Below are 20434 nucleotides of genomic sequence, written 5' to 3' on the forward strand. Positions count from 1 at the left end.
AAGCGACCACTCCAACCCAAACGAAGATCCGAACATCATGGATGTTGAACTCACATTGAACGGCGCGGTTGCGACGCTGTGTCTGAACCGCCCCGAGAAGCTCAACGCGCTGACGCCGGAGATGCTCCAGCTGATTCTCGGCCACCTCGATCGCATCGAACAGGACCCCGAGATTCGCGCGGTGATCCTCACCGGCGCAGGCCGCGCTTTTTGCGCCGGCGCCGACATCAAGGGCAGCGGCGCCGCGCCGCCGCAGATGAGCGTGGCGCACGCGCGTGCATCGATGGCGGTGTATCAGAAGATCGCGCTGCGGTTGTACAACCTCAACAAGCCGATGGTCGCGGCGGTACGGGGTGTGGCGGTGGGAATTGCATGGAGCTTTTCGTTGTGCGCGGACCAGCTCGTCGTTTCCGACACTGCGCAGTTCATTCCCGCATTCCTGATGCGCGCCACCTTGCCTGAAGGTGGCATGGTGCATCTGCTCGCCCGTCATTGCGGCGAGTTTCGCGCGAAGGAAATCATGTATCTGAATCGCCGGCTGAGCGGCAAGGAAGCGCTCGATATGGGTCTGGCGAGTCATCTCGTCGAAGACGGCGACCTAGATGCGGCTGCCGAAAAGCTGGCTGGCGAGCTTGCGGCCGGCCCGACTTTTTCGCTCGGGCTGACCAAGCAGTTGTTCAGGTTGAACACGGGCAGCATGGAAGAGTTTCTTGCTCAGGAACTCAACGCGGTGGCGCTTGCGGTGAACTCGGAGGATGCGGCGGAAGGACGGCTCGCGGCCAGAGAAAAGCGCGCACCCGCGTTCAGGGGCCGCTAGGCGGAACCCCGCACGAGCGCGGCACAGCGGCGCGGCAGAGCAGACAAAGGCGAAAGAGATTCAGGAGTCAGGCATGCATTTCGGCTACAGCGAGGAAGACGAATCATTTCGTCAGGAAGTCAGGAAGTTTTTCAACGAGCATGCACCGGCCGACATCTCGCGCCGCTGGCGTGATGGCGTGCATCCGCCCGCGCGCGATGATATCCGCAGATGGCAACGCATTTTGTACGAGCGCGGCTGGGGCGCGCCCCATTGGCCGGCCGAACATGGCGGCACTGACTGGAGCGCGTTGCGCAAGCACATCTTCATGGAAGAGCTGTACAACGCCGATGCGATGGACTACGGTTGGCAGTCCACGCAGATGGTGGCGCCCGTCATCATCGCGTTTGGCTCGGACTGGCAGAAGGAGCGTTTTCTCGGGCCTATCCTGCGTGGCGACGAGTTCTGGTGCCAAGGCTTCTCGGAACCGAACGCGGGCTCGGATCTGGCCGGACTGAAGACCACGGCCGTGCTCGACGGTGACGAGTACGTCATCAACGGCCAGAAGATCTGGACCAGCGACGCGACGATTGCCGATTGGGGCTTCTTCCTCGTCAAGACCGATACGACCGTGAAGCCGCAACGCGGTATCTCCTTCCTGCTGGTCAGAATGGACACACCGGGCATCACGGTGCGTCCGATCGTCTCGATCGAGGGCGGCAAGGGGCTGAATGAAGTGTTCCTCGAGAACGTGCGCGTGCCGAAGGCGCATCTCGTGGGCGAGGCTGGCATGGGCTGGACCTATGCGAAGTATCTGCTCGAAAAGGAGCGCACGGCGAGCGCGTTCCTGTACTTCAACAAACGTGAGCTGCAACGCGCGAAAGACATCGCCGGACAGGAGACGGTGGACGGCGTGCGCCTGATCGATACGCCCGGGTTCGCGCGCAAGGTCGCGGAGGTCGAAGCGGACCTGATGGCGCTCGAATGGTCCGTGCTGCGCATCCTCGCTGAAGAGAAGAGCGAGCGCAATCTCGACGCTGTCGTCTCCGCGCTGAAGATCAGCGGCTCGGAGATGCAACAGCGTGTGACGCAGCTGCAAATGGACGCACTCGGTCCTCGCGCGATACGTTTCTACGACCACAGCGAGCCAGATGGTGATCCGGTAGTCGACGAAAACTGGCCGGACTACATGGGTGGCCGCACGTCGGGCTATCTGATCGCTCGCGCATCCACCATCTATGGCGGCGCGCGCGAAGTGCAGAAGAACATCATCGCCAAGCTGGCATTTGGACTGTAGCCATGGACTTCAACTTCTCCGAAGAACAATTGATGCTGAAGGATGGCGCTGAGCGCTATGTTCAGCAGGAGTATGGATTCGAGGCGCGCACGCGCATCGCGGCGGGACACGAGGGCTTCAGCCGCGATCATTGGCGCTCCTATGCGGAGCTTGGCTGGCTCGGTCTGACCATGCCGGAAGACGTCGGCGGTCTCGGTTGCTCGTTCGTCGAGACGGCGATCCTGATGGAGGCGCTGGGCCGCGGCATGGCGCTCGAGCCGGTCGTACAGACGGCGCTGCTTTGCGCGACGATCATCGAACGAGGCGATGCGCCGGCTCAGCGCGAGACGCTGCTTCCCGCCGTCATCGAGGGAAAGCTGCTGCTTTCGCTCGCGGATAGCGAAGCGGGCAGCCGGTACAAAGTGGGATGCCACGCACGAACGCACGCGCTCAAGACAGCCTCGGGTTATCTGATCAGCGGGGCGAAGACGCTGGTGATCGCAGGCGCGTCCGCAGATCAGTTTCTCGTGACCGCGCGAGTCGAAGGTGCATCGCAGGGCGTGGGCGTTTTTCTCGTCGATCGACGCGCTGCGGGCGTGACGTACCGTTCGTACCGCTTGCTCGATGGATCGCGTGCCGCGGATATCGACCTGCACAACGTCGAGCTCGGTGAGGATGCGCTGATCGTCGGCCCGGAACGCGCGCTGGAGGTGCTCACACAAGCAACGGAACTCGCGATTCTCGCGAGCGTGGCTGAGAGCCTCGGCATGATGGAAGCGGTGATGGCGATCACCTCGGAGTACATCAAGGGACGCTCGCAGTTCGGCCAACCTATCGGCAAGTTCCAGGCGTTGCAGCACCGCATGGCGGAGATGTTCGTCGCCACCCAGGAGGCACGCTCGATGCTGTACTGCGGGATCGCCCACCTGAACAGCCCGGCGGCCGAACGCAGCCGCGTGATCTCGGCGGCCAAGGCCGTTGCCGCGCGCGCCAATCGCTTCGTTTGCGCGCAGGGCATCCAGTTGCACGGTGGCATGGGGCTCACCGAGGAATATCCGGTGGGGCACTACTTCCGCAAGATGACGATGATGGAGAAGATGTTTGGCGATATCGACTTTCATCTCGACCGCGTAGCGGCCGGCTGATCGAGTCGCCGTTCGAGTCGCCGTTATGTCGCAGCTATCGTTCGATGGACAAGCCGCCATAGTGACTGGTGCTGCCGGTGCAATTGGCTGCGCGATTGCGACTGAGCTTGCGCTTCGCGGCGCACGGATCGTCGTGAACGACTATGGTGGCGACACGACCGGCGCCGGCGCAAGTGCGGAAAGGGCGCAAGCGGATGCCGCCGAGATCCGGACCGTCGGCGTGAATCCCGCATCGTCTGCGGCTTCCGGGGCTTCATGACGATGAGCACTTTCGCGAAACAACTCGATGGAAAGGTCGCCATCGTCACCGGTTCGACCCAAGGTTTGGGCGAGGGAATTGCGCTACGACTTGCGCATGCTGGCGCGAAGATAGTCGTAAACGGCCGCTCGGCGGAAAAGGGAATGAAAGTCGTTGAATCTCTTTTCGCCATCGGCGCAGAAGCACTATTCATTCCGGCCGACGTGACCGACAAATCTCAGGTCCAATCTCTGGTGCAAGACGGCGCCAGCCATTTCGGGCGGCTGGACATTCTCGTCAACAATGCGCAGGTCGTACCGGACCTGGTAGAGGTCGAATCCTCGGCCAACGACGCCAACCTCGAAGTGGCGCTTCGTTCCGGCCTCTACGGATCGTTGTGGGCCAGTCAGGCGGCACTGCCATGGTTTCGCAAAGCAGGAGGCGGCCGGATCGTCAATTTTGGGTCGATCAATGCCGTCTACGGCAGCAAATACGGTCTTGCCTACAACGCCGCAAAGGAAGCAATCCGCGGTCTCACGCGAACCCTTGCGAATGAATGGGGGCGCGACAACATCACGGTCAACGCAGTTCTGCCGTCCGGCTGGAGTCCGTCTTACGCAGCCTTCTATCGCGGCGATGCAAAGAAGGCCGAAGCGGTCGCCCGTCTCAATCCGATGCGCCGTCATGGTCGTGCCGAGGAAGACATTGGTGCAGCGGTTCTGGGACTTGTGTCCGAGCACGGCCGCTTCATCACTGGCCAATCCCTCTTCATAGATGGCGGCGCCAATCTTCTGGGATTACCTCAATTGCATTCCGTGGGCACCGTGTTTCAGTGAAGGCGGACAAGATGAGCCAGTTCGACAAGAAGCGCGCAATCGTTTTTGGCATCGACGCGATCGGTCGTGGCATCGCTCTGCGCCTCGGGCGCGAGGGAGTCGCCGTTGCGTTGATCGATGCTGATATCGCCGGGGCCGAGGCTGTCGCGCGGGACATTTGTCGTGCCGGTGGACGAGCAATTTCGTCAGGCGTTGCATGGGATGCAGTGCGTGGAGCGATCGAGCATGTCGTCGACCAGCTCGGCGGCCTGGACATACTGGTCAACAACGTTTTGCCTCAGCCGCATATCGGCTCGCTGGAAGAGCAACCGCCGACGGAGTTCGAGACGTCACTCGGGCGCGTTCATGCGGCCGCAGCAGCCATGCAGGCCGCGCTGCCACACATGCGTGCCGCGGGCGGCGGACGCATCATCAATGTGGGCCACCGTTACGGCGAAAACGTCAATGACGGAATCGCTGCCTACAACGCGGCAGCGTGGGGGCTGGTCGGACTGACTCGTACGGCCGCCGTGGATTGGGGCAAGGATCAAATTGCCACCAACCTGCTGCTACCTCTTGCTGATACTCCAGAATTCAGGGTCTTTCATCAGCGACGTTCAAAACTCCTCGACCTGATGGTTGCGCAGTTACCTCTGTGTCGCCTCGGCGATACGGTGGAGGATATCGGCGCGACAGTGCTTTTCCTGGCCTCCGAGGCATGCAATTTTGTCAATGGCGCCGTGATCTACGGTGATGGTGGTCAGCACACAGCGGGCCCGGTCCTCAATCCCGGCAAGCTTTCACTGGCCACTCAATAACGATCACTTACCGAGGAGAATGAGGATGCAACGTGTCAAGGACAAGATAGCCATTGTGACCGGAGCCGCGTCGGGCATCGGCGCGGCCTGTGCTGCGAGACTCGCGGATGAGGGCGCGCTGCTCGTCGTGGCGGACCTCAATCTCGAAGGCGCACAGGAGCAGGTTCGTCGCATCGAGGAGTCGGGCGGCCACGCAGTCGCGGCGCGTGTCGATATTGGCGACGAAGGTTCGATCGACGCGATGTTCGAGTTGACGCTCAAGACTTGGGGCGGCCTCGATATCCTGCACAACAACGCCGCGGCCACGTCGCTTTCCAGTACCGTCGATGCGGCGGTCGAGACAGTCGACGTCGCTGTCTGGGACGACACGATGCGCATCAATCTTCGCGGCACCATGCTGGCTTCCCGGCGTGCACTGCCGCTGATGCGGGCACGTGGTGGCGGTTCGATCATCAATACCTCGTCGGGTTCGGCTCAGGCGGGTGCTCTGGGGTATAGCGCATATGGTGTCTGCAAGGCCGGTATCGAGAACCTGACGCGCTACATCGCCGCGCAGCACGGTAAGGAGGGAATACGCTGCAACGCGATTGCTCCCGGCCTGATCGTCACGCCGGTGACCCAGGCGTACTACGCGGGCGTGCTCGGGGAGATGATGTTGAGCCACCATCTGACGCCGCGGCTCGGGCAGCCCGAAGACATTGCGCATGCGGTGGTGTATCTCGCTTCGGATGAAGCGGCGTTCGTCACCGGCCAGGTGTTTAACGTCGATGGCGGGCTTCTTTCGCACCAGCCTTACTACGCGGACGAAATCCGTGCGCGCTCGGCGGCGACGACTAACGTTGCGAAGGGGGCGGCATGACGACGGATTCCGGTCTTCATGCGCGTATCGAGCGCATCGAGGCGCAGCTTGCTATACAACAGTTGCCGGTGCGATACGCGCTTGCGGTCGATTCGCGCGATCTGGACAGTCTGGTGCAACTGTTCGCCGAAGACGTCAACTGTGGCCGATGGGGCGTGGGGCGCGCGGCGCTGAAGACCTTCTATGGGTCCGAGCATATTTTGCGCGGCTTTTACCGCAGCATTCACCAGATCTGCGGCCACACAGTCGATTTCATCGACGCCGACCATGCAACGGGAAGCGTCTATTGTCGCGCGGAGCATGAGGACAACGGTGCGTGGGTGGTGATGGCCATCTGCTACTTCGACCACTACGTGCGGCGCGATGGGCAATGGTACTTCGAGCGTCGCGACGAACAGCACTGGTATTCGACGGATTGGCTCGAGCGCCCCGGTGCGCCGCGCTTCCAGAACTGGCCCGGCAAGTATGAAGGCGACCGGTATCAGCCGCGCCTTCCACAGAGTTTTCCTACCTGGGCGACCTTCTGGAGCGCGAGCGAACAGCACGCCATCGACGCTTTGACGAAGGCGCCGTAAGCACGGCAGTGTCCGCGGCTCTTGCGCGTTACAGCGCGGCTTCTCCACGCAAGAGCACGTCGGCACCGCCGTCGGCGAAGGGGACTTGACCCACCATGTAGCCATTGGCTGGACTCGCAAGGAATGCGAGGAGCGGCACGATCTGCTCGGCGGTGGCGTAATTGGGCACGACGGTGGGCACGCCGGCGGCAAGCGCCTCGCGACCTTCGGCAGTTTCCAGCAGCGGCGCGACCATCGGCGTCTTCACGACGCCCGGCGCGACACCATTGAGCAACACGCCCTTGTCAGCCCAGCCGGGCAGCACCGCCGTGCGCCGTATCCACTGGGTCAGCGCGCGCTTGGATGACGCATAGCTTTGTGTGCCGATCGTTCCAGCTTGCTCGCGTGCCGCTGCCTCGTTGCCGTCGAGGCATAACTCGACGAGGCGTGCATCGACCGGATGAAGCGATGCGAGCGATGAGATCACCACGGCGCGTGGCTCCCTTGCGCGATGCAGCAGCGGCAACAGGCGTGGCAACAGATCAGTAACGCCGAAGTAATTCACCGCCACCAGCGTGTCGCCGGGCACCGGCGGCGACACGCCGGCGCAGGCGACCACCGCATCGATCGACGGTGTGATCTGCTGTACGCGCGCGACCAGCGCTGCGCGCTGCGCCGGGACAGTGAGGTCCGCGCAAACTTCCGCGTCGTGGAGATCGACGCCGATCACCCGTTCGCCGAGCGCGGTCAAATGCCGGCTCAGCGCCGCGCCCATGCCCGATGCGGCGCCGGTGATCAGCGTCGTGCGTGGAACCTTCATGTCCGTCACGCTTACGCAGCCACGCCGGGCAGATGGACGACCAATCCGTCCAGCTCCGGCGTCACGAAGATCTGGCATGTCAGACGGCTGTTTTCGCGCACGTCCATCGCACAGGTGAGCATGTCGACTTCATAGGACTCGGCCGCTGGCATGTGGCTGCTCCAGGCCTCGTCGACGTACGCATGGCAGGTTGCGCAGCTGCAGCTGCCGCCACAGTCGCCGAGAATGCCGGGGATCTGGTTGTTGACGGCCGTCTGCATCACGGAATCGCCAACGGTGGCGCTCACGGCGGCTTCGCTGCCATCCGGCTGAATGAATCGAATGAGCGGCATGGCTTCTGAACCTCTGAAAAATTAGTTGGACTGGGGAAGCAGACTCTTCAACGGGATCGATTCGTCGGCGAGATCGGCCGCGCGGACTGGAATCTTCTCGGCAACGAATCGCTTGGCCAGCACGAATTCGGGCACGCGACTGACCGTATCGGCTGCGAGCATGACGCCGTCTTTCAGATAAAACGCTGAGAACGAGCGGGTATCGGGATTGCCGCGCAGGACAAAATCGTCGTAGCCATGGGACAGGCCGACCATCTTGAGCTTCAGATCGTATTGATCGGACCAGAACCACGGCACGCTGTTGTAGACGCGCTCCTTGCCACACAACGAGGCGGCCGCGGTGCGGGCCTGCTCCAGCGCGTTGGGCACCGACTCCAGACGCAGGCGCCGGCCGAGCGAAGGGTTGGGGTGGTTGGTGCAATCCCCGACCGCGAAAATATCCGGATCGGACGTGCGGGTGTATTCGTCGACCAGGATGCCGTTGTCGACGGCCAGCCCGGCTGCTTCTGCAAGTTCGGTGGCGGGCTCCAGTCCCACGCCGACGATGACGAGATCCGCGGCGACGCGCGTGCCGTCCGCGCAGCACACGGCCGCGACCGCGTCGCCCGACGCGTCGAGTTCGAACTTACCGACGATCGCGTTCGTGCGGATGTCGACGCCGGCCTCGCGGTGCACTTTCTCGTAGAACGCGGAAAGCTCGGGCGCCGTGACGCGCGCGAGGACGCGTGGCAATGCTTCGAGCACGGTGACGTGCAAGCCGCGCTTCACGGCTACGGCGGCCACCTCCAGTCCGACATATCCGCCGCCGATGATCACGAGGCGCGAGCCGGCATGAAACTGGTTTCGAATGCGCGCGACGTGATCGAGCGTGCGAAGGTAGTGAAAGTTCTGCAGCTTCTCGATCGTTTCGATACCGGGCAACGCCAGGCGCCGCGCGCGCCCGCCGGTAGCCAGAACGAGTTTCGTATAGCCGATTTCGCTGCCGTTGGAGAGCGTGACCCGTTTCGCGTCACGGTCGATGCGTTGCGCGCGCACATTCGGAATGAACTCGACACGCGCTTTGTCGTACGTCGACAGCGGTTTCAGGTAGAGCTGCTCGGCGGTCGATTCGCCCGACAGAAATGCCTTGGAGAGCGGCGGCCGTTGGTACGGCAAGTGGGATTCCTCTCCAACCATCACGATGCGCCCCGTCCATCCCTGTTCGCGAATCGCGGTCGCGCATTCTCCCGCTGCGTGACCCGCCCCGACGATCAGTGCGGTGTTCTCTGCGTCTCCAGCTGTCATGAAGCCAACTCCATCTCATACGGCCACAAGTTCGCTGCGGCCAGAAGCTGCGAATAGTGTTCTAAATTGTGAACGACCGTCGTTGCTGCTGTCAATGCTCATGAACCCCGCTGAGCCGCCGTGGAGCTGACCATCCCCTCGATGCCGCCAACCGCGAAACGGATCAGGTAGGTGCGCATGCGCTCGATATGCGCCGTCGTGAGTGCCCGTGTTCGGGATCGCGCTTCCTGCGCGTAAAGCTCGTTGAGCACGAGATGAAACACGGACTCGACGAAATGCTGCACCAGTTCGACGGTCTCCCGCGTGGCATGAGGAAGCGCGTTGGCGAAGGCGTCACGATAGCGCGCGGCCGCGGGCGCGTATTGGTCATAAAACGGCGCCGTGAGGTCGGGGCGCTCCAGAAGGCAGCCAATCTGGGTCAGCAGGCGCAGGTAGTTTCGCCACCCCGGATCGCCGCTCGTCAGATGCGCGAAAGCCGGTGCGGAAAGTGCGGTCACGATCGTCTCGACATCGGGACGCTTGCCTCGCAGCGGCGCGAGTCCGGCCTCGAGCGATTCGATGACCTGCCGGCTGATCACGGCCGCCCGACGGCCGATCGCCTGTTGAAACAGCGCATCTTTGCTGCCGAAGTGGTAGCGCGCGAGGCTCAGCTCCATGCCACAGCTCTGCATGATGTCGCGAATCGACGTGCCGAAGTAGCCGTGCATCGCGAACAGCCGCTCGGCCGTATCGAGAATGCGCTCTGGCGTCGTACTGCGCGCCGTGGCGCGCGGCTCATTGATGGCAGTCGCCGGGCTGCTCGCGGCGTGAGTCGTTTTGGACGGCATGGTTTCCCTTTCATGGCGGGTGCGACTCGGACAGTGCGCGACCCCTTTCAGCGAATGATAAATCGATCTTGCACATTCGTGCAAAATAGAACATAGTTCAACTATCGGCACGCCTCGGCAAGGCAGAGGTGCCTTTAAATGAACGATTAATGGAGACAGAAACCATGGCGGGCGCGCTGCAACTCGAGGACTTCGACGATCCCAAGTTCAACCCCTTTTTCGAGGATTCGCTCGCTTTTGGCGCCGATCCCAACCCGTATCCGCGGATTGCCGAGCTCCGCGAGAAAGGCTCGGTTCAGAAGGGCGACTACCGTGTGCTGATGGGCGCGGCAGCGGATCTCACGATGTCCGATGTTGCGCATTACTGCGTATTCGGATACGACGAGGTAGCGCAGGTGCTCGGAGATCCGGTCACGTTCTCGAACAAGTCTTACGAGCGCAATATCGGCATCAGCTTCGGACGCAGCATCTCGACGATGGACGCGCCCGAGCACCCGCGTTACCGCCGCATCTTCCAGAAGGCCTTTTTGCCGCACACGGTGGCAGCATGGGGCGATACGCTGGTCGATCCGGTCGTGAACGAACTGATGTCGAAGTTCATGGATCGCGGACATGCGGATCTCGTCAACGAGTTCACGCTTCACTATCCGTTCAATATCATCTACCGCCAACTGGCATTGCCGCCGGAAGACGTCAAGATCTTCCACAAGCTGGCGATCGCGCAGACGCTGGTTTCGATCGATGTGGCACACGGTGTGGAGGCGTCGACGAAGCTGGGCGCGTATTTCGCTCGACTCGTCGAGGAGCGCCGCCGCAATCCGGGCGACGATCTCGTCAGTTCGCTGGCCATCGCGGAAGTCGATGGCGAGTTGCTGCCGGACGAGGTCGTCATTTCGTTCCTGCGCCAATTGGTGAATGCGGGCGGTGACACCACGTATCGCGCAACCAGCGTGCTCCTGCTCGCGCTGTTGCGCGATCCCGCGCAGCTCGAAGCGGTGCGCGAGGATCGCACGCTGGTCGCGCAGGCGATCGAGGAGGCTCTGCGCTGGGATGGCCCCGTGTTGATGCAATCGCGGATGGCCTCGCGTGACGTCACGCTCGGCGGTGTGGAGATTCCGGCGGGCGCATTTCTCGACGTGTTGGCGGGAAGCGCCAATCGCGACCCCAGCCGCTTCCCCGATCCGGACAAGTTCGACATCTATCGAAAGCCTGCGCACCGGCACTTCGCATTCGCGTATGGCCCGCACGTATGCATCGGCCAGCACCTTGCGCGCGTGGAAATGACGCGCGCGCTCAACGCGATTCTCGATCGCCTGCCCAATCTTCGCCTCGATCCGGCCGCGGCAGCTCCACAGATCAATGGAATCATGATGCGCGTTCCGCATTCGATTCCCGTCGTCTTCGGCTAACCAGAACAGCGCCAGCCTCGCGTGTCGTGGACGAGGCTGGCCGACAAGGCATGTGTGACGGGCCAGCTAACGAGGTAGCGCTGGTCCGCACGCAGGACGGTGGAGAACGCATAGATGATCGAGTTTGACTTTATAGTGATTGGCGCCGGTGCCGCAGGTTGCGTGCTGGCCAATCGTCTTTCGGAAAGCGGGCGCCATTCAGTGCTGCTGATCGAGGCAGGTCCGGAAGATCGCAATCCGTTGATCCGAATGCCTAAAGGCTTCGGAAAGCTGCTGGGCGATCCAGCTCATGCCTGGTTCATTCCGGTGCAGCCCGATGACGGGAACGGGCATCGCAACGAGATCTGGCTGCGCGGCAAGATGCTCGGTGGTTCCAGCAGCATCAACGGCATGGTGTATATGCGGGGTCATCCCGAGGACTACGACGGATGGGCCGAGCTGGGTGTCGAGGGATGGAGCTGGCAGAATCTGGCGCCGTGCTTCCGGCGCATCGAGGATCACGCGCTCGGCGCCGATGAGCTACGAGGCGAGGGTGGACCGCTGAAAGTGTCGCAGTACGCGCAGCGCAATCGTATCGGCGACGCCGTGCTCGAAGCGTGCCGGTCGCTCGGCGTGAGGCGCGTTGAAGACATCAACCGGCTCGATCATGAGGGCGTGGCCTATCTGATCTATACGATCCGCAACGGTCGCCGGCAAAGCTCGGCCGAAGCCTTTCTGAAGCCTGCGAGGACGCGCAAGAATCTGACCGTCGTTACCGGCACGCAAGCCGCGCGAATCGTGTTCGACGGCACGCGCGCCGTCGGTGTCCAGTGCGAAAGCGCGGGGCAGCAGATCGCTTACCGTGCGCGCCGCGAGGTCGTGCTGTCGGCGGGCGCGATCGAGTCGCCGCGGCTTTTGCAGCTTTCGGGCATTGGCGATCCAGTCCATTTGCAGTCGCTCGGCATTCCTGTCGTGGCGGCGAATCCGGGTGTCGGACGGAACATGCGCGAGCACTATCTGTATATGGTGCAGGCGCGTCTGCAGCATTGGCGCGATTCGCAGAACCGGCAGTTCAGCGGCATGCGGCTATGGCGTAACGCGATGCAGTATTTTCTGTTCCGCCGCGGCGTGATGTCGCTCGGCTCGTATCAGGTGGGCGGTTTCGTCAAGACCGCGCCCGATGCGAAGCGTCCCGACGTTCAATTGATGATGGCGCCGTACTCGATGGATTTCGGCGCGGCGGGTTACGCGTTCGAGTCGTTCCCGGGCATGCAGCTCTTCAGCTATCCACTGCGTCCACGCAGCGAGGGGCACATCAGGCTCCAGTCGTCGGACCCGCGCGTGCGGCCTGAAGTCGTCGCGAACTATCTTGCCGATCCGTACGACCAGCAGACGGCCGTCAACGCGTTTCGGCTGATGCGCAACGTACTGGCCGCTGAACCGCTCAGGAGCCTGCTGGTGGGGGAGACACGCCCCGGCCTCGCTGTCCAGACCGACGACGAAATTCTTGACCTGTACCGGCGCGACGGCCAATCCGGTTTTCACGCATGCGGTACTTGCAAGATGGGCGCGGACCCGCTTGCCGTGCTCGATTCGCGGCTGCGCGTGCGCGGTGTCGAAGGCCTGCGGGTGATGGATCTGTCCGTCACACCCACGATGATTTCCGGCAACACCAATGGCCCGATGATGGCGATGGCATGGCGCGCCGCCGGGCTGATCCTGGAGGATGCGCGATGAGTCGCCTCGAAGACTATCGCGGACGCTTTTCGAATATCGAATTCGAGCGACGCGACGGTGTTTTGCAAGTCCGCCTGCATACGGATGGCGGCCCGCTGAAGTGGGGCGCACTCGATCGCAGCATTCACGGCCAGCTAGGCGAGGCGTTCTATCAGATCGCACGCGACCTCGACAATCGCGTGGTCATCCTGACCGGCACCGGCGATTCGTTCTGCGACGCGATGAATTACGCCGAGTTGCCGGCGGAGCCGCTTTCGCAAGTCTGGCCGCGCTTGCAACGCGAGGGGCAAGACTTGCTGATGCAACTGCTGGACATTCCGGTTCCGGTTATCGGCGCGATCAACGGGCCTGCGCATATTCATGCCGAGCTGCTGGCGCTGTCCGACATCGTGCTCGCCTCCAGCCACGCAGAAATCTCGGATCAGGCGCACTTCATTCACGGCGTCGTGCCCGCGGACGGCGTGCAGATCGTCTGGCCGATGCTGATCGGCCACAACCGCGCCCGCCACTTTCTGCTCACCGGCGAGCGCATCAGTGCGCAACGCGCGTGGGAGCTTGGTGTAGTCGGCGAAGTCGTCGCGCCCGACACGCTGCTCGAACGCGCCTGGCAAATCGCGCGCGAAATCGCGGCGAAGCCGGTCGAAACGTTGCGATACACGCGCGCGGTCTTTACGCAGCCGTTCAAGCGTCGCATGGTCGCCGAACTGGGCTATGGGCTGGCGCTCGAAGGGCTTGCCGGTATTGCCGCGCAGTCTGGCAGAACGTAGCCCGTCAACGCGACATGTTCACAAATGGGAGACCCGATATGACATTGGCAGTGCAAGCATCAACGCAGCGCAGCGCGATCGTTCAGCAGGCGCTCGACCGCGCGACGCGCGAAGGCGGTGAGATCGGCGTGCAGGTGGCGGCTTATCTGAACGGCAAACTCGTGATCGACGCATGGAGCGGCGTGGCCGATCCGTCCACCGGCCGTCCTGTCGATGGCGACACGCTCTTCAATGTCTATTCGGTAACGAAGGCCGTTGCGGCAACCGCGTTGCACATCCTGGCCGACCGCGGCCTGATCGAGTACGACGCGCCAGTGACGCGCTACTGGCCGGAGTACGGCGCGCACGGCAAGGAGAAAACCACGGTGCGCGATGTGCTGACTCATCGCGCGTGCGTGCCGCAAATGCCTGAAGACGTCACGCCGGAGCTGATGTGCGACTGGCACTGGATGACCCGCGCGATCGCAAACCTGGAGCCGCTCGCCGAGCCGGGGACGAAGACGCTTTACCTTTCGATGACGTTCGGCTGGATCGTTGGCGAGCTGGTGCGACGGGCCGATCCGAAGAAGCGCTCGTTGGGCCGTTTCGTCCGGGAAGAGATCGCGATGCCGTTAGGCATAGAAGATCTATGGATTGGCATCCCTGACGAAGTCGAACCGCGCATCGCACGTCTCACGGATGCGATGGTGCCGGTTCCCGCGGAGTACCTGCCGCCGCTATTCCTGCGCTCGATGCCCGAACAGGTTGCATTGACGCCGCACGTGTTCGAGCGTCCGGACGTGCGGCGCGCGGAAGTGGCGGGTGTTGGCGGGATCTTCAATGCGCGGAGCGAGGCGCGCTTCTGGGCGATGTTCGCATGTGGCGGTGAGTTGGACGGCGTGAGGATACTGTCGAAGGAGCTCGTCGCCACGCTGAATACGCCACGTGCCAATAGCGAAGAGCCCGACCCGGTGATGTTTGGCTTTCCGATTCCGATCACGATCGGCGGCTTCTGGTTCGGCGGCAACCATCCGCCGGTGACGGCGGCGCGTTCGCCGCGCGCGTTGTGCCATCCGGGCCAGGGCAATTCGATCGGCTGGGCGGACCCGGACACCGGGCTCGCCGTCGCGATTTGCCATAACAAGCTGTTCAACCCGACCACGCCAGAAGAAGATCCACTGCTTCCGATCGCTGCGGCGATTCGCAACGCGCTGGATCTGGAGTGACCGGCACCATGGTCATGGATATCGATTATTTGCAGCAATGGACCGGGCGCACGGAGGAAGTGAAGGACCAGCTCACCCTCACGCCGATGACAGCGCTCGGCGCCGTGCTAGACCGGGACGACCTGCCCGCGGCAGCTGGCGATGAGTTGCCGCCGTTGTGGCACTGGCTCTATTTTCTGCCGGTTCATCGTCAGTCGGTGGTCGGGCTCGACGGGCATCCGAAGCGTGGCGGTTTCCTGCCGCCGGTCGACTTGCCTCGCCGCATGTGGGCGGGCAGTCAACTCGAGTTTCTACGGCCGCTGAGAGCGGGCAGCGCGATCACCCGACTTTCTTCGATCGAGAGCGTAGCTCACAAGCAGGGGCGCACCGGCGATCTGGTGTTCGTCAAGGTCAAGCACGAAGTCAGTGATGCGAATGGCGTTGCGCTCGTAGAACGCCAGGATATCGTGTATCGCGATCATCCGGTTGCTGGCGAGAAGCTGGCGGCGTCACAGGCCGCGCCCGCAGGCGCCCATTGGGCCCGCGAGATCAATCCCGATCCCGTGCTGCTGTTCCGCTATTCGGCACTGACGTTGAATGGTCATCGCATTCACTACGATCGGCCTTACGCAAGCGGCGAAGAGGGCTACGAGGGTCTCGTCGTGCACGGCCCGCTGCTCGCCACGCTACTCATGGACTCGCTGAGATCGGAACTGCCGGGCGCGCGCGTCGGCGCGTTTTCGTTCCGCGCGATCAAACCGGTGGTGGACACTTCGCCTTTCTATGTTTGCGGAAAGCGAGAGGAATCCGACCCAGGCAAAGTGAGCTTGTGGATCGCTGGTAGTGACGGGTCATTGCGGATGGACGCCACCGCTGTTCTCAACTGATCGTTGAGTCCGGTCCGCCGGCGTATTCGCCGTAGCCGGACCGGGCGCTGAATTGGAGACTTATGCGTTCGTTTCTTTTTGTGCCGGGAAGCAAGCCCGAAAGATTCGCCAAGGCGCTCGCGGCAGGCGCCGATGCGGTGATCGTTGACTTGGAGGACGCCGTTGCAGACGCGGACAAAGCGTCGGCGCGTGCCCATGTTGCCGATGCGGTACGAACATTTTCGGCATCGCCAGTTTGCGTGCTGTTGCGCATCAATGGCGCTGGAACACCGTGGTTCGACGAGGACCTGTCACTTGCCGCGTTCGATGGGATCGATGGCGTCGTGTTGCCCAAGGCGGAGACGCCCGCTGCGCTGACCGCCGTAGCGGCGGCAACGACGAAGCCAATCTGGCCGATCATCGAATCCGCCGCGGGCGTCTGGAATGCGTTGGAGGTGGCAAGCATGCCCGGCGTCGAGCGGCTGGTCTTCGGCTCGGTCGACTTCGAGCTCGATCTGGATTGCGACGGCTCATGGGACGCGTTGCTGCTCGCGCGTTCGCGTATCGTGCTGGCGTCGCGCGTTGCTGGAATTGAAAGTCCGGTCGATGGCGTCACCGTGGCGATCGACGACGAGCGGCAACTCGCCGAGGACTCGTCGAAGGCGCGATCGCTGGGTTTTGGCGGCAAGCTGTGCATTCATCCGCGCCAGGTCAAAGCGGTCAACGCCACTTTCAGCCCGAGTGCGGATCAGATTGCCAAGGCGCGGCGGATCGTCGAAGCGTATGAGCGGGCGGAAGGCGGGGCAGTGTCCGTCGATGGACGGATGGTGGACTTGCCCGTGTTGCTCAAGGCAAGACGTATCGTCAGCGCGTCCGAAAAGGTGCGCGATTCGGCAGAGGGGTGAGAGGTGCGGCGGAGTGAGCGCTGCATCGCCCGCGCCGCCACTTCAAGGGGTGACGCGGGAGTGTTGCGATTTGGCTTACACCGGGTCCCACGGCGTGAGCGCCATGGAAGGCACGTTCGGGAAGAAGCTCGCTTCGAACGCCGGCATGACCTGCTCGGCAATCGCTTCGGGCGTCCAGCCGCCGTCGCGATGCAGCGAGCGGATCATCCGGATCTGGTTGAAGAAGTAGATCTCGTTTGCGCGCACGCCGAAGATCTGCCCCGACACCTTCGCGGCATGGTCGGAAGCGAGGTAGACCGCGAGCGGCGCGATCTTGCGCGATTCCATGCGCTTGAGAACTTCGACGCGTGCCTTTTGCTCAGGTGTCTCCGAGGGGATCGAGGCCGTCATCGCCGTCCATGCCCACGGTGCGATGCAGTTCGAGCGCACGTTGAATTTGGCCATGTCGAGGGCAATCGACTTCGACAGACCGACGACACCCATCTTGGCGGCCGAGTAGTTGGCCTGTCCGATGTTGCCGATCAGACCCGACGTGGAGGTCATATGAACGAAGCTGCCGCCGTTTTGCGCCTTGAAATGCGGAGCCGCGGCGCGTGCCACGAAAAACGACCCGTTCAGATGAACGTCGACGACGGCTTTCCACTCATCGACGCTCATGTTGAAAAACATACGGTCACGCACGATGCCGGCGTTGTTGACCACACAGTCGATGCGACCGAACGTGTCCAGCGCGGCCTGCACGATCTTCTGCGCGGAGTCCCATTCGGCCACGCTGTCCGTGGAGGCAACCGCTTGGCCGCCCGCCTCCTTGATTTCCGCGACGACGCGCTGTGCGGCGAATTCGCCGGTTTCGGCGTTGCGACCGAGGTCGTTGACAACGACCTTGGCGCCGTTCGCCGCGAATTGCAGCGCGAAATCCCGCCCGATGCCGGCACCCGCACCCGTTACCACTACCACCTTGTCCTTGACGAAATCGCTCACTCTTGTCTCCGTTCGATACAGGCGTTGATGTTGAAAAGCTCGCCCACGTATAATAACAAAAACTGAACGCCGTTGCGGAATGTGAACGATATTGCTTTGGCAGCGAGTGCCTGGTGATTCATCCATTCGAAGACGACAAAATGAAAGGAGACACGCAATGAACGACATGAAAGGCTGGACCGTGCCGGACCATGTTCCGCGGGAACTCGTGGTCGATTTCGACTATATGAATCCGCCCGGTGCCGAAGACGACGTCCATCGGGCGTGGAAGACGCTGCATACGGGTCCCGATATCGTCTGGTCTCCGTACTATGGCGGTCACTGGATCGCCACGCGCGGCGAAGACATCGAGGCGATGCAGAAGGACCATACCCGTTTTTCGCATCGCAGCGTCAACATCCCGGCGCTCAATGAAACGCAGCTCGTGCCGCTGGAACTCGACCCGCCCGAACATACCCAGTACCGCAACCTGATCACGCCCGCTTTTCTGCCGCAAGCTATCGCCTCGCTGGAAAGCGACGTGCGTAGCCTCGCAATCGAGCTGATCGAAAAAATCGCTCCACGAGGCGAATGCGAGTTCGTGTCGGAGTTCTCGAAGATCCTGCCGATCGTGATTTTCCTGCGTCTGGCCGATCTGCCGTTGAGCGATCGCGGACAATTGCTCGAATGGGCTGAATGGGCCGTGCGCGGCAATGTCGAGCAGCGCAACGAATCCCAGCACCGGCTGATTGGCTATATTTCCACCTGGGTGGAAAAGCGCAAGGCAGAGGCGGGCGGCGATCTCGTCAGCCTGATCGCGAACGCGCAGATCGACGGCAAACCGATCAGCCCTGAGCGGATGTTCGGCATGTTCATCGTCGTGCTGTTCGGCGGCCTCGATACCGTCGCATCGATGATGGGTTTCATCGCGCGTTTCCTCGCGGAGAACCCGGCTCATCGGCGCCAGCTAATCGAAAATCCAGAACTGATGGTTTCGTCAGTCGATGAGATGATTCGTCGCTTTGGCGTGGCGAACACCGCGCGGCTCATCACGCAGGACATGGAATACAAGGGCATCCAGTTCAGGAAGGGTGACCAGATTCAATTGCCGAACTCGCTCTTTGGCCTCGACGACCGCAAGTTCAGCGATCCGCTCGCCGTCGACCTGACGCGCAAGCCAGTGCTTCACGCGGCGTTCGGCAACGGCCCGCATCGCTGCCCGGGGTCGTTCCTTGCGCGTACGGAGATCAAGGTTTTCCTGCAGGAGTGGCTCAAACGCATTCCCGATTATCGTATTCGCGAGGGCGACAAGCCGCGATGCGGTTCGGGCTCCGTCAACGGCATGCTTTATCTGCCGCTCGTCTGGGACGTAGCACCCTGAAGTATCCCCACCCTCAACGACTCATCGACGATCATGAAAAAGTGGCAATGTATCTTTTGTGGTTTCTACTACGACGAAGCAGCGGGACTTCCGGCGGAGGGCATCGCGCCAGGCACTCGTTGGGAAGACATTCCGGATGACTGGGCATGTCCTGAATGCGGGGCGAGCAAGGCTGACTTCGTGATGATCGAGGTCGAGGTCTAAGCGTTCGGACACGCGCACGGCGTCGAGCCGTGCGCGTCATAGCCCCGGGTCAGGCGCGCTCGAACACGGCGGCAATACCCTGGCCGCCGCCGATGCACATGGTCTCGAGCGCATAGCGTCCCTTTCGACGCGTCAGCTCGTGCAACAGCGTGGTCACGATCCGCACGCCCGTTGCGCCGATCGGGTGTCCGAGCGATATGCCCGAGCCATTCACGTTGAGCCGGTCGATGTCGTGCCAGTTCCAGCCTTTGAGGACAGCCAGTACCTGGCATGCGAACGCTTCGTTCACTTCGACGAGATCCATCTGATCGAGCGTAAGACCGGTGCGCATCATCAGCTTCTGCACTGCGGGCGCGGGGCCGATGCCCATCCGTGACGGCTCGCAGCCCGCCGCAGCCCATCCGGTCAGCCAGGCCATGGGTTCGAGTCCGAGCTCCTCGAGGCGGTCTTCCGCGACGACGAGGCAAGCGGCGGCCGCATCGTTCTGCTGGCTGGAGTTACCTGCGGTGACCGTTCCTCCCGGCATCAACGCGCGAAGCTTGCCGAGGCTTTCCATACTGGCGTCCGCACGGAATCCCTCGTCTTTGGAAAACAGCAGCGGCTCGCCCTTTTTCTGCGGAACGCTGACCGCAACGACCTCTTCGGCCATATGGCCCGACTCCCACGCTGCCGCGGCGCGCTGATGGCTGCGCAGCGCGAACTCGTCGGCGGCCTCGCGGCTGATGCCATAGTCGATGGCGAGATTTTCTGCGGTCTCGATCATGCCGGAGATATAACCGAAACGTGATTCCGGCTGCGAGCGCTCGCGGCCGCGCGCGAGCCGGTCGTGAAACTGCACGGAGCCCGAGCGGGCGCCCCAGCGCATGTCCGTGCTGTAGTACTCGATGTTGCTCATGCTTTCCACGCCGCCAGCCAGCACGACGTCCGCGGCACCGGTCTGCACCATCATCGCGGCGGTGGCGAGCGCCTGCAGGCCGCCGCCGCAGCGGCGGTCCAGCTGCATGCCGGGCACGTCGACAGGCAGCCCCGCCTGCAGCGCGATCCAGCGGCCCACGCACGGCGTTTCGCTGTTCGCATACGATTGTGCGAAGACGACGTCGTCGATGCGAGCGGGGTCGAGCCCGGCACGCCGGATCGTTTCGTTCGCGACGAGTGCGCCGAGCTCTTCGACGCTAACGCCGCGCAGGCTGCCACCAAAGGTGCCCACGGGCGTTCGTACAGGGGAGACAATTGCCGCGCGTTTCATGGGACGTTTCCTTGCAAAGTTCGAGGTTGCGG

Annotated in this window: 21 protein-coding genes and 1 pseudogene; 15 read left to right on the forward strand and 7 right to left on the reverse strand. The window is 62.6% G+C overall.

The features are described from left to right. Positions 1 to 37 precede the first annotated feature (37 nt). The 7 genes from AB4Y34_RS25120 (at position 38) to AB4Y34_RS25150 (ending at position 6522) form a co-directional block, all read left to right on the forward strand. Positions 38 to 817, forward strand: a complete 780-nt coding sequence (locus AB4Y34_RS25120) for an enoyl-CoA hydratase/isomerase family protein (RefSeq protein WP_176378361.1) — start codon at positions 38 to 40, stop codon at positions 815 to 817. Between the two features lie 73 nt (positions 818 to 890). Next, positions 891 to 2093: an acyl-CoA dehydrogenase family protein gene (locus AB4Y34_RS25125; RefSeq protein WP_176378360.1), complete on the forward strand. Its 1203-nt coding sequence runs from the start codon at positions 891 to 893 to the stop codon at positions 2091 to 2093. Between the two features lie 2 nt (positions 2094 to 2095). Next, entirely contained in the window at positions 2096 to 3217 is a 1122-nt protein-coding gene (locus tag AB4Y34_RS25130; RefSeq protein WP_368717552.1) for an acyl-CoA dehydrogenase family protein, read from the forward strand. A gap of 255 nt (positions 3218 to 3472) precedes the next feature. After that, the gene (locus AB4Y34_RS25135) at positions 3473 to 4291 is read left to right on the forward strand and encodes an SDR family NAD(P)-dependent oxidoreductase (RefSeq protein WP_176378358.1); all 819 of its coding nucleotides are present in this window, start codon (positions 3473 to 3475) and stop codon (positions 4289 to 4291) included. 11 nt (positions 4292 to 4302) lie between these two features. Then, positions 4303 to 5088, forward strand: coding sequence for an SDR family NAD(P)-dependent oxidoreductase (locus AB4Y34_RS25140; protein ID WP_368717553.1), 786 nt, complete (start codon positions 4303 to 4305; stop codon positions 5086 to 5088). Between the two features lie 25 nt (positions 5089 to 5113). Further along, positions 5114 to 5947 (forward strand): SDR family oxidoreductase, encoded by an 834-nt coding sequence (locus AB4Y34_RS25145; protein ID WP_176378356.1) that lies wholly within the window; start codon positions 5114 to 5116, stop codon positions 5945 to 5947. Continuing rightward, positions 5944 to 6522 (forward strand): nuclear transport factor 2 family protein, encoded by a 579-nt coding sequence (locus AB4Y34_RS25150; RefSeq protein WP_176378355.1) that lies wholly within the window; start codon positions 5944 to 5946, stop codon positions 6520 to 6522. Before AB4Y34_RS25145 ends, AB4Y34_RS25150 begins: the two co-directional genes overlap by 4 nt. Positions 6523 to 6550: 28 nt before the next feature. On the opposite strand, the gene AB4Y34_RS25155 is transcribed toward AB4Y34_RS25150, so the two are convergent. The 5 genes and pseudogenes from AB4Y34_RS25155 to AB4Y34_RS25175 all read right to left on the reverse strand — a co-directional run. Next, positions 6551 to 7321, reverse strand: a complete 771-nt coding sequence (locus AB4Y34_RS25155) for an SDR family oxidoreductase (RefSeq protein ID WP_176378354.1) — start codon at positions 7319 to 7321, stop codon at positions 6551 to 6553. 11 nt (positions 7322 to 7332) lie between these two features. Next, positions 7333 to 7653 carry a 2Fe-2S iron-sulfur cluster-binding protein gene (locus tag AB4Y34_RS25160; protein WP_018436097.1) on the reverse strand — a complete coding sequence of 107 codons (321 nt, stop codon included), beginning with the start codon at positions 7651 to 7653 and terminating at the stop codon, positions 7333 to 7335. Positions 7654 to 7674: 21 nt separating this feature from the next. Then, positions 7675 to 8937, reverse strand: a complete 1263-nt coding sequence (locus AB4Y34_RS25165) for an NAD(P)/FAD-dependent oxidoreductase (RefSeq protein ID WP_368717554.1) — start codon at positions 8935 to 8937, stop codon at positions 7675 to 7677. Positions 8938 to 9035: 98 nt separating this feature from the next. Next, positions 9036 to 9593: a TetR/AcrR family transcriptional regulator gene (locus AB4Y34_RS25170; protein ID WP_368717598.1), complete on the reverse strand. Its 558-nt coding sequence runs from the start codon at positions 9591 to 9593 to the stop codon at positions 9036 to 9038. Between the two features lie 3 nt (positions 9594 to 9596). Further along, positions 9597 to 9764, reverse strand: a pseudogene (locus tag AB4Y34_RS25175) (TetR/AcrR family transcriptional regulator); the annotation flags it as partial. Positions 9765 to 9928: 164 nt separating this feature from the next. Here AB4Y34_RS25175 and AB4Y34_RS25180 point away from each other — a divergent pair. The 6 genes from AB4Y34_RS25180 to AB4Y34_RS25205 all read left to right on the forward strand — a co-directional run bounded on the left by AB4Y34_RS25180 (position 9929) and on the right by AB4Y34_RS25205 (position 16611). Then, positions 9929 to 11173 (forward strand): cytochrome P450, encoded by a 1245-nt coding sequence (locus AB4Y34_RS25180; protein WP_176378603.1) that lies wholly within the window; start codon positions 9929 to 9931, stop codon positions 11171 to 11173. A gap of 114 nt (positions 11174 to 11287) precedes the next feature. Beyond that, entirely contained in the window at positions 11288 to 12889 is a 1602-nt protein-coding gene (locus AB4Y34_RS25185) for a GMC family oxidoreductase (RefSeq protein WP_368717555.1), read from the forward strand. Then, on the forward strand, positions 12886 to 13656 hold the full coding sequence (locus tag AB4Y34_RS25190) for an enoyl-CoA hydratase/isomerase family protein (protein ID WP_368717556.1): 771 nt from the start codon (positions 12886 to 12888) through the stop codon (positions 13654 to 13656). Before AB4Y34_RS25185 ends, AB4Y34_RS25190 begins: the two co-directional genes overlap by 4 nt. A 38-nt stretch (positions 13657 to 13694) precedes the next feature. Next, positions 13695 to 14861, forward strand: coding sequence for a serine hydrolase domain-containing protein (locus tag AB4Y34_RS25195; protein ID WP_368717557.1), 1167 nt, complete (start codon positions 13695 to 13697; stop codon positions 14859 to 14861). Between the two features lie 8 nt (positions 14862 to 14869). Further along, on the forward strand, positions 14870 to 15727 hold the full coding sequence (locus AB4Y34_RS25200; protein WP_368717599.1) for a MaoC family dehydratase N-terminal domain-containing protein: 858 nt from the start codon (positions 14870 to 14872) through the stop codon (positions 15725 to 15727). Between the two features lie 62 nt (positions 15728 to 15789). Continuing rightward, positions 15790 to 16611 carry a CoA ester lyase gene (locus AB4Y34_RS25205; RefSeq protein WP_176378348.1) on the forward strand — a complete coding sequence of 274 codons (822 nt, stop codon included), beginning with the start codon at positions 15790 to 15792 and terminating at the stop codon, positions 16609 to 16611. A 75-nt stretch (positions 16612 to 16686) separates the two neighbouring features. Here the strand turns inward: AB4Y34_RS25205 and AB4Y34_RS25210 are convergent, their stop codons facing one another. After that, positions 16687 to 17592: an SDR family NAD(P)-dependent oxidoreductase gene (locus tag AB4Y34_RS25210; protein WP_368717558.1), complete on the reverse strand. Its 906-nt coding sequence runs from the start codon at positions 17590 to 17592 to the stop codon at positions 16687 to 16689. A 157-nt stretch (positions 17593 to 17749) separates the two neighbouring features. On the opposite strand from AB4Y34_RS25210, the gene AB4Y34_RS25215 reads away from it, so the two are divergent. Together AB4Y34_RS25215 and AB4Y34_RS25220 are read left to right on the forward strand one after the other, a co-directional pair. Then, entirely contained in the window at positions 17750 to 18952 is a 1203-nt protein-coding gene (locus AB4Y34_RS25215) for a cytochrome P450 (protein ID WP_368717559.1), read from the forward strand. A gap of 33 nt (positions 18953 to 18985) precedes the next feature. Then, a complete protein-coding gene (locus tag AB4Y34_RS25220; RefSeq protein WP_368717560.1) occupies positions 18986 to 19156 on the forward strand; it encodes a rubredoxin in 171 nt (56 codons plus the stop codon). 49 nt (positions 19157 to 19205) lie between these two features. Here the strand turns inward: AB4Y34_RS25220 and AB4Y34_RS25225 are convergent, their stop codons facing one another. Next, entirely contained in the window at positions 19206 to 20402 is a 1197-nt protein-coding gene (locus AB4Y34_RS25225; RefSeq protein WP_368717561.1) for an acetyl-CoA C-acetyltransferase, read from the reverse strand. Positions 20403 to 20434: the final 32 nt, after the last annotated feature.

Origin of the sequence: Paraburkholderia sp. BR10954 (assembly GCF_040965775.1) — a bacterium.
Classification (GTDB): Bacteria; Pseudomonadota; Gammaproteobacteria; order Burkholderiales; family Burkholderiaceae; genus Paraburkholderia; species Paraburkholderia youngii.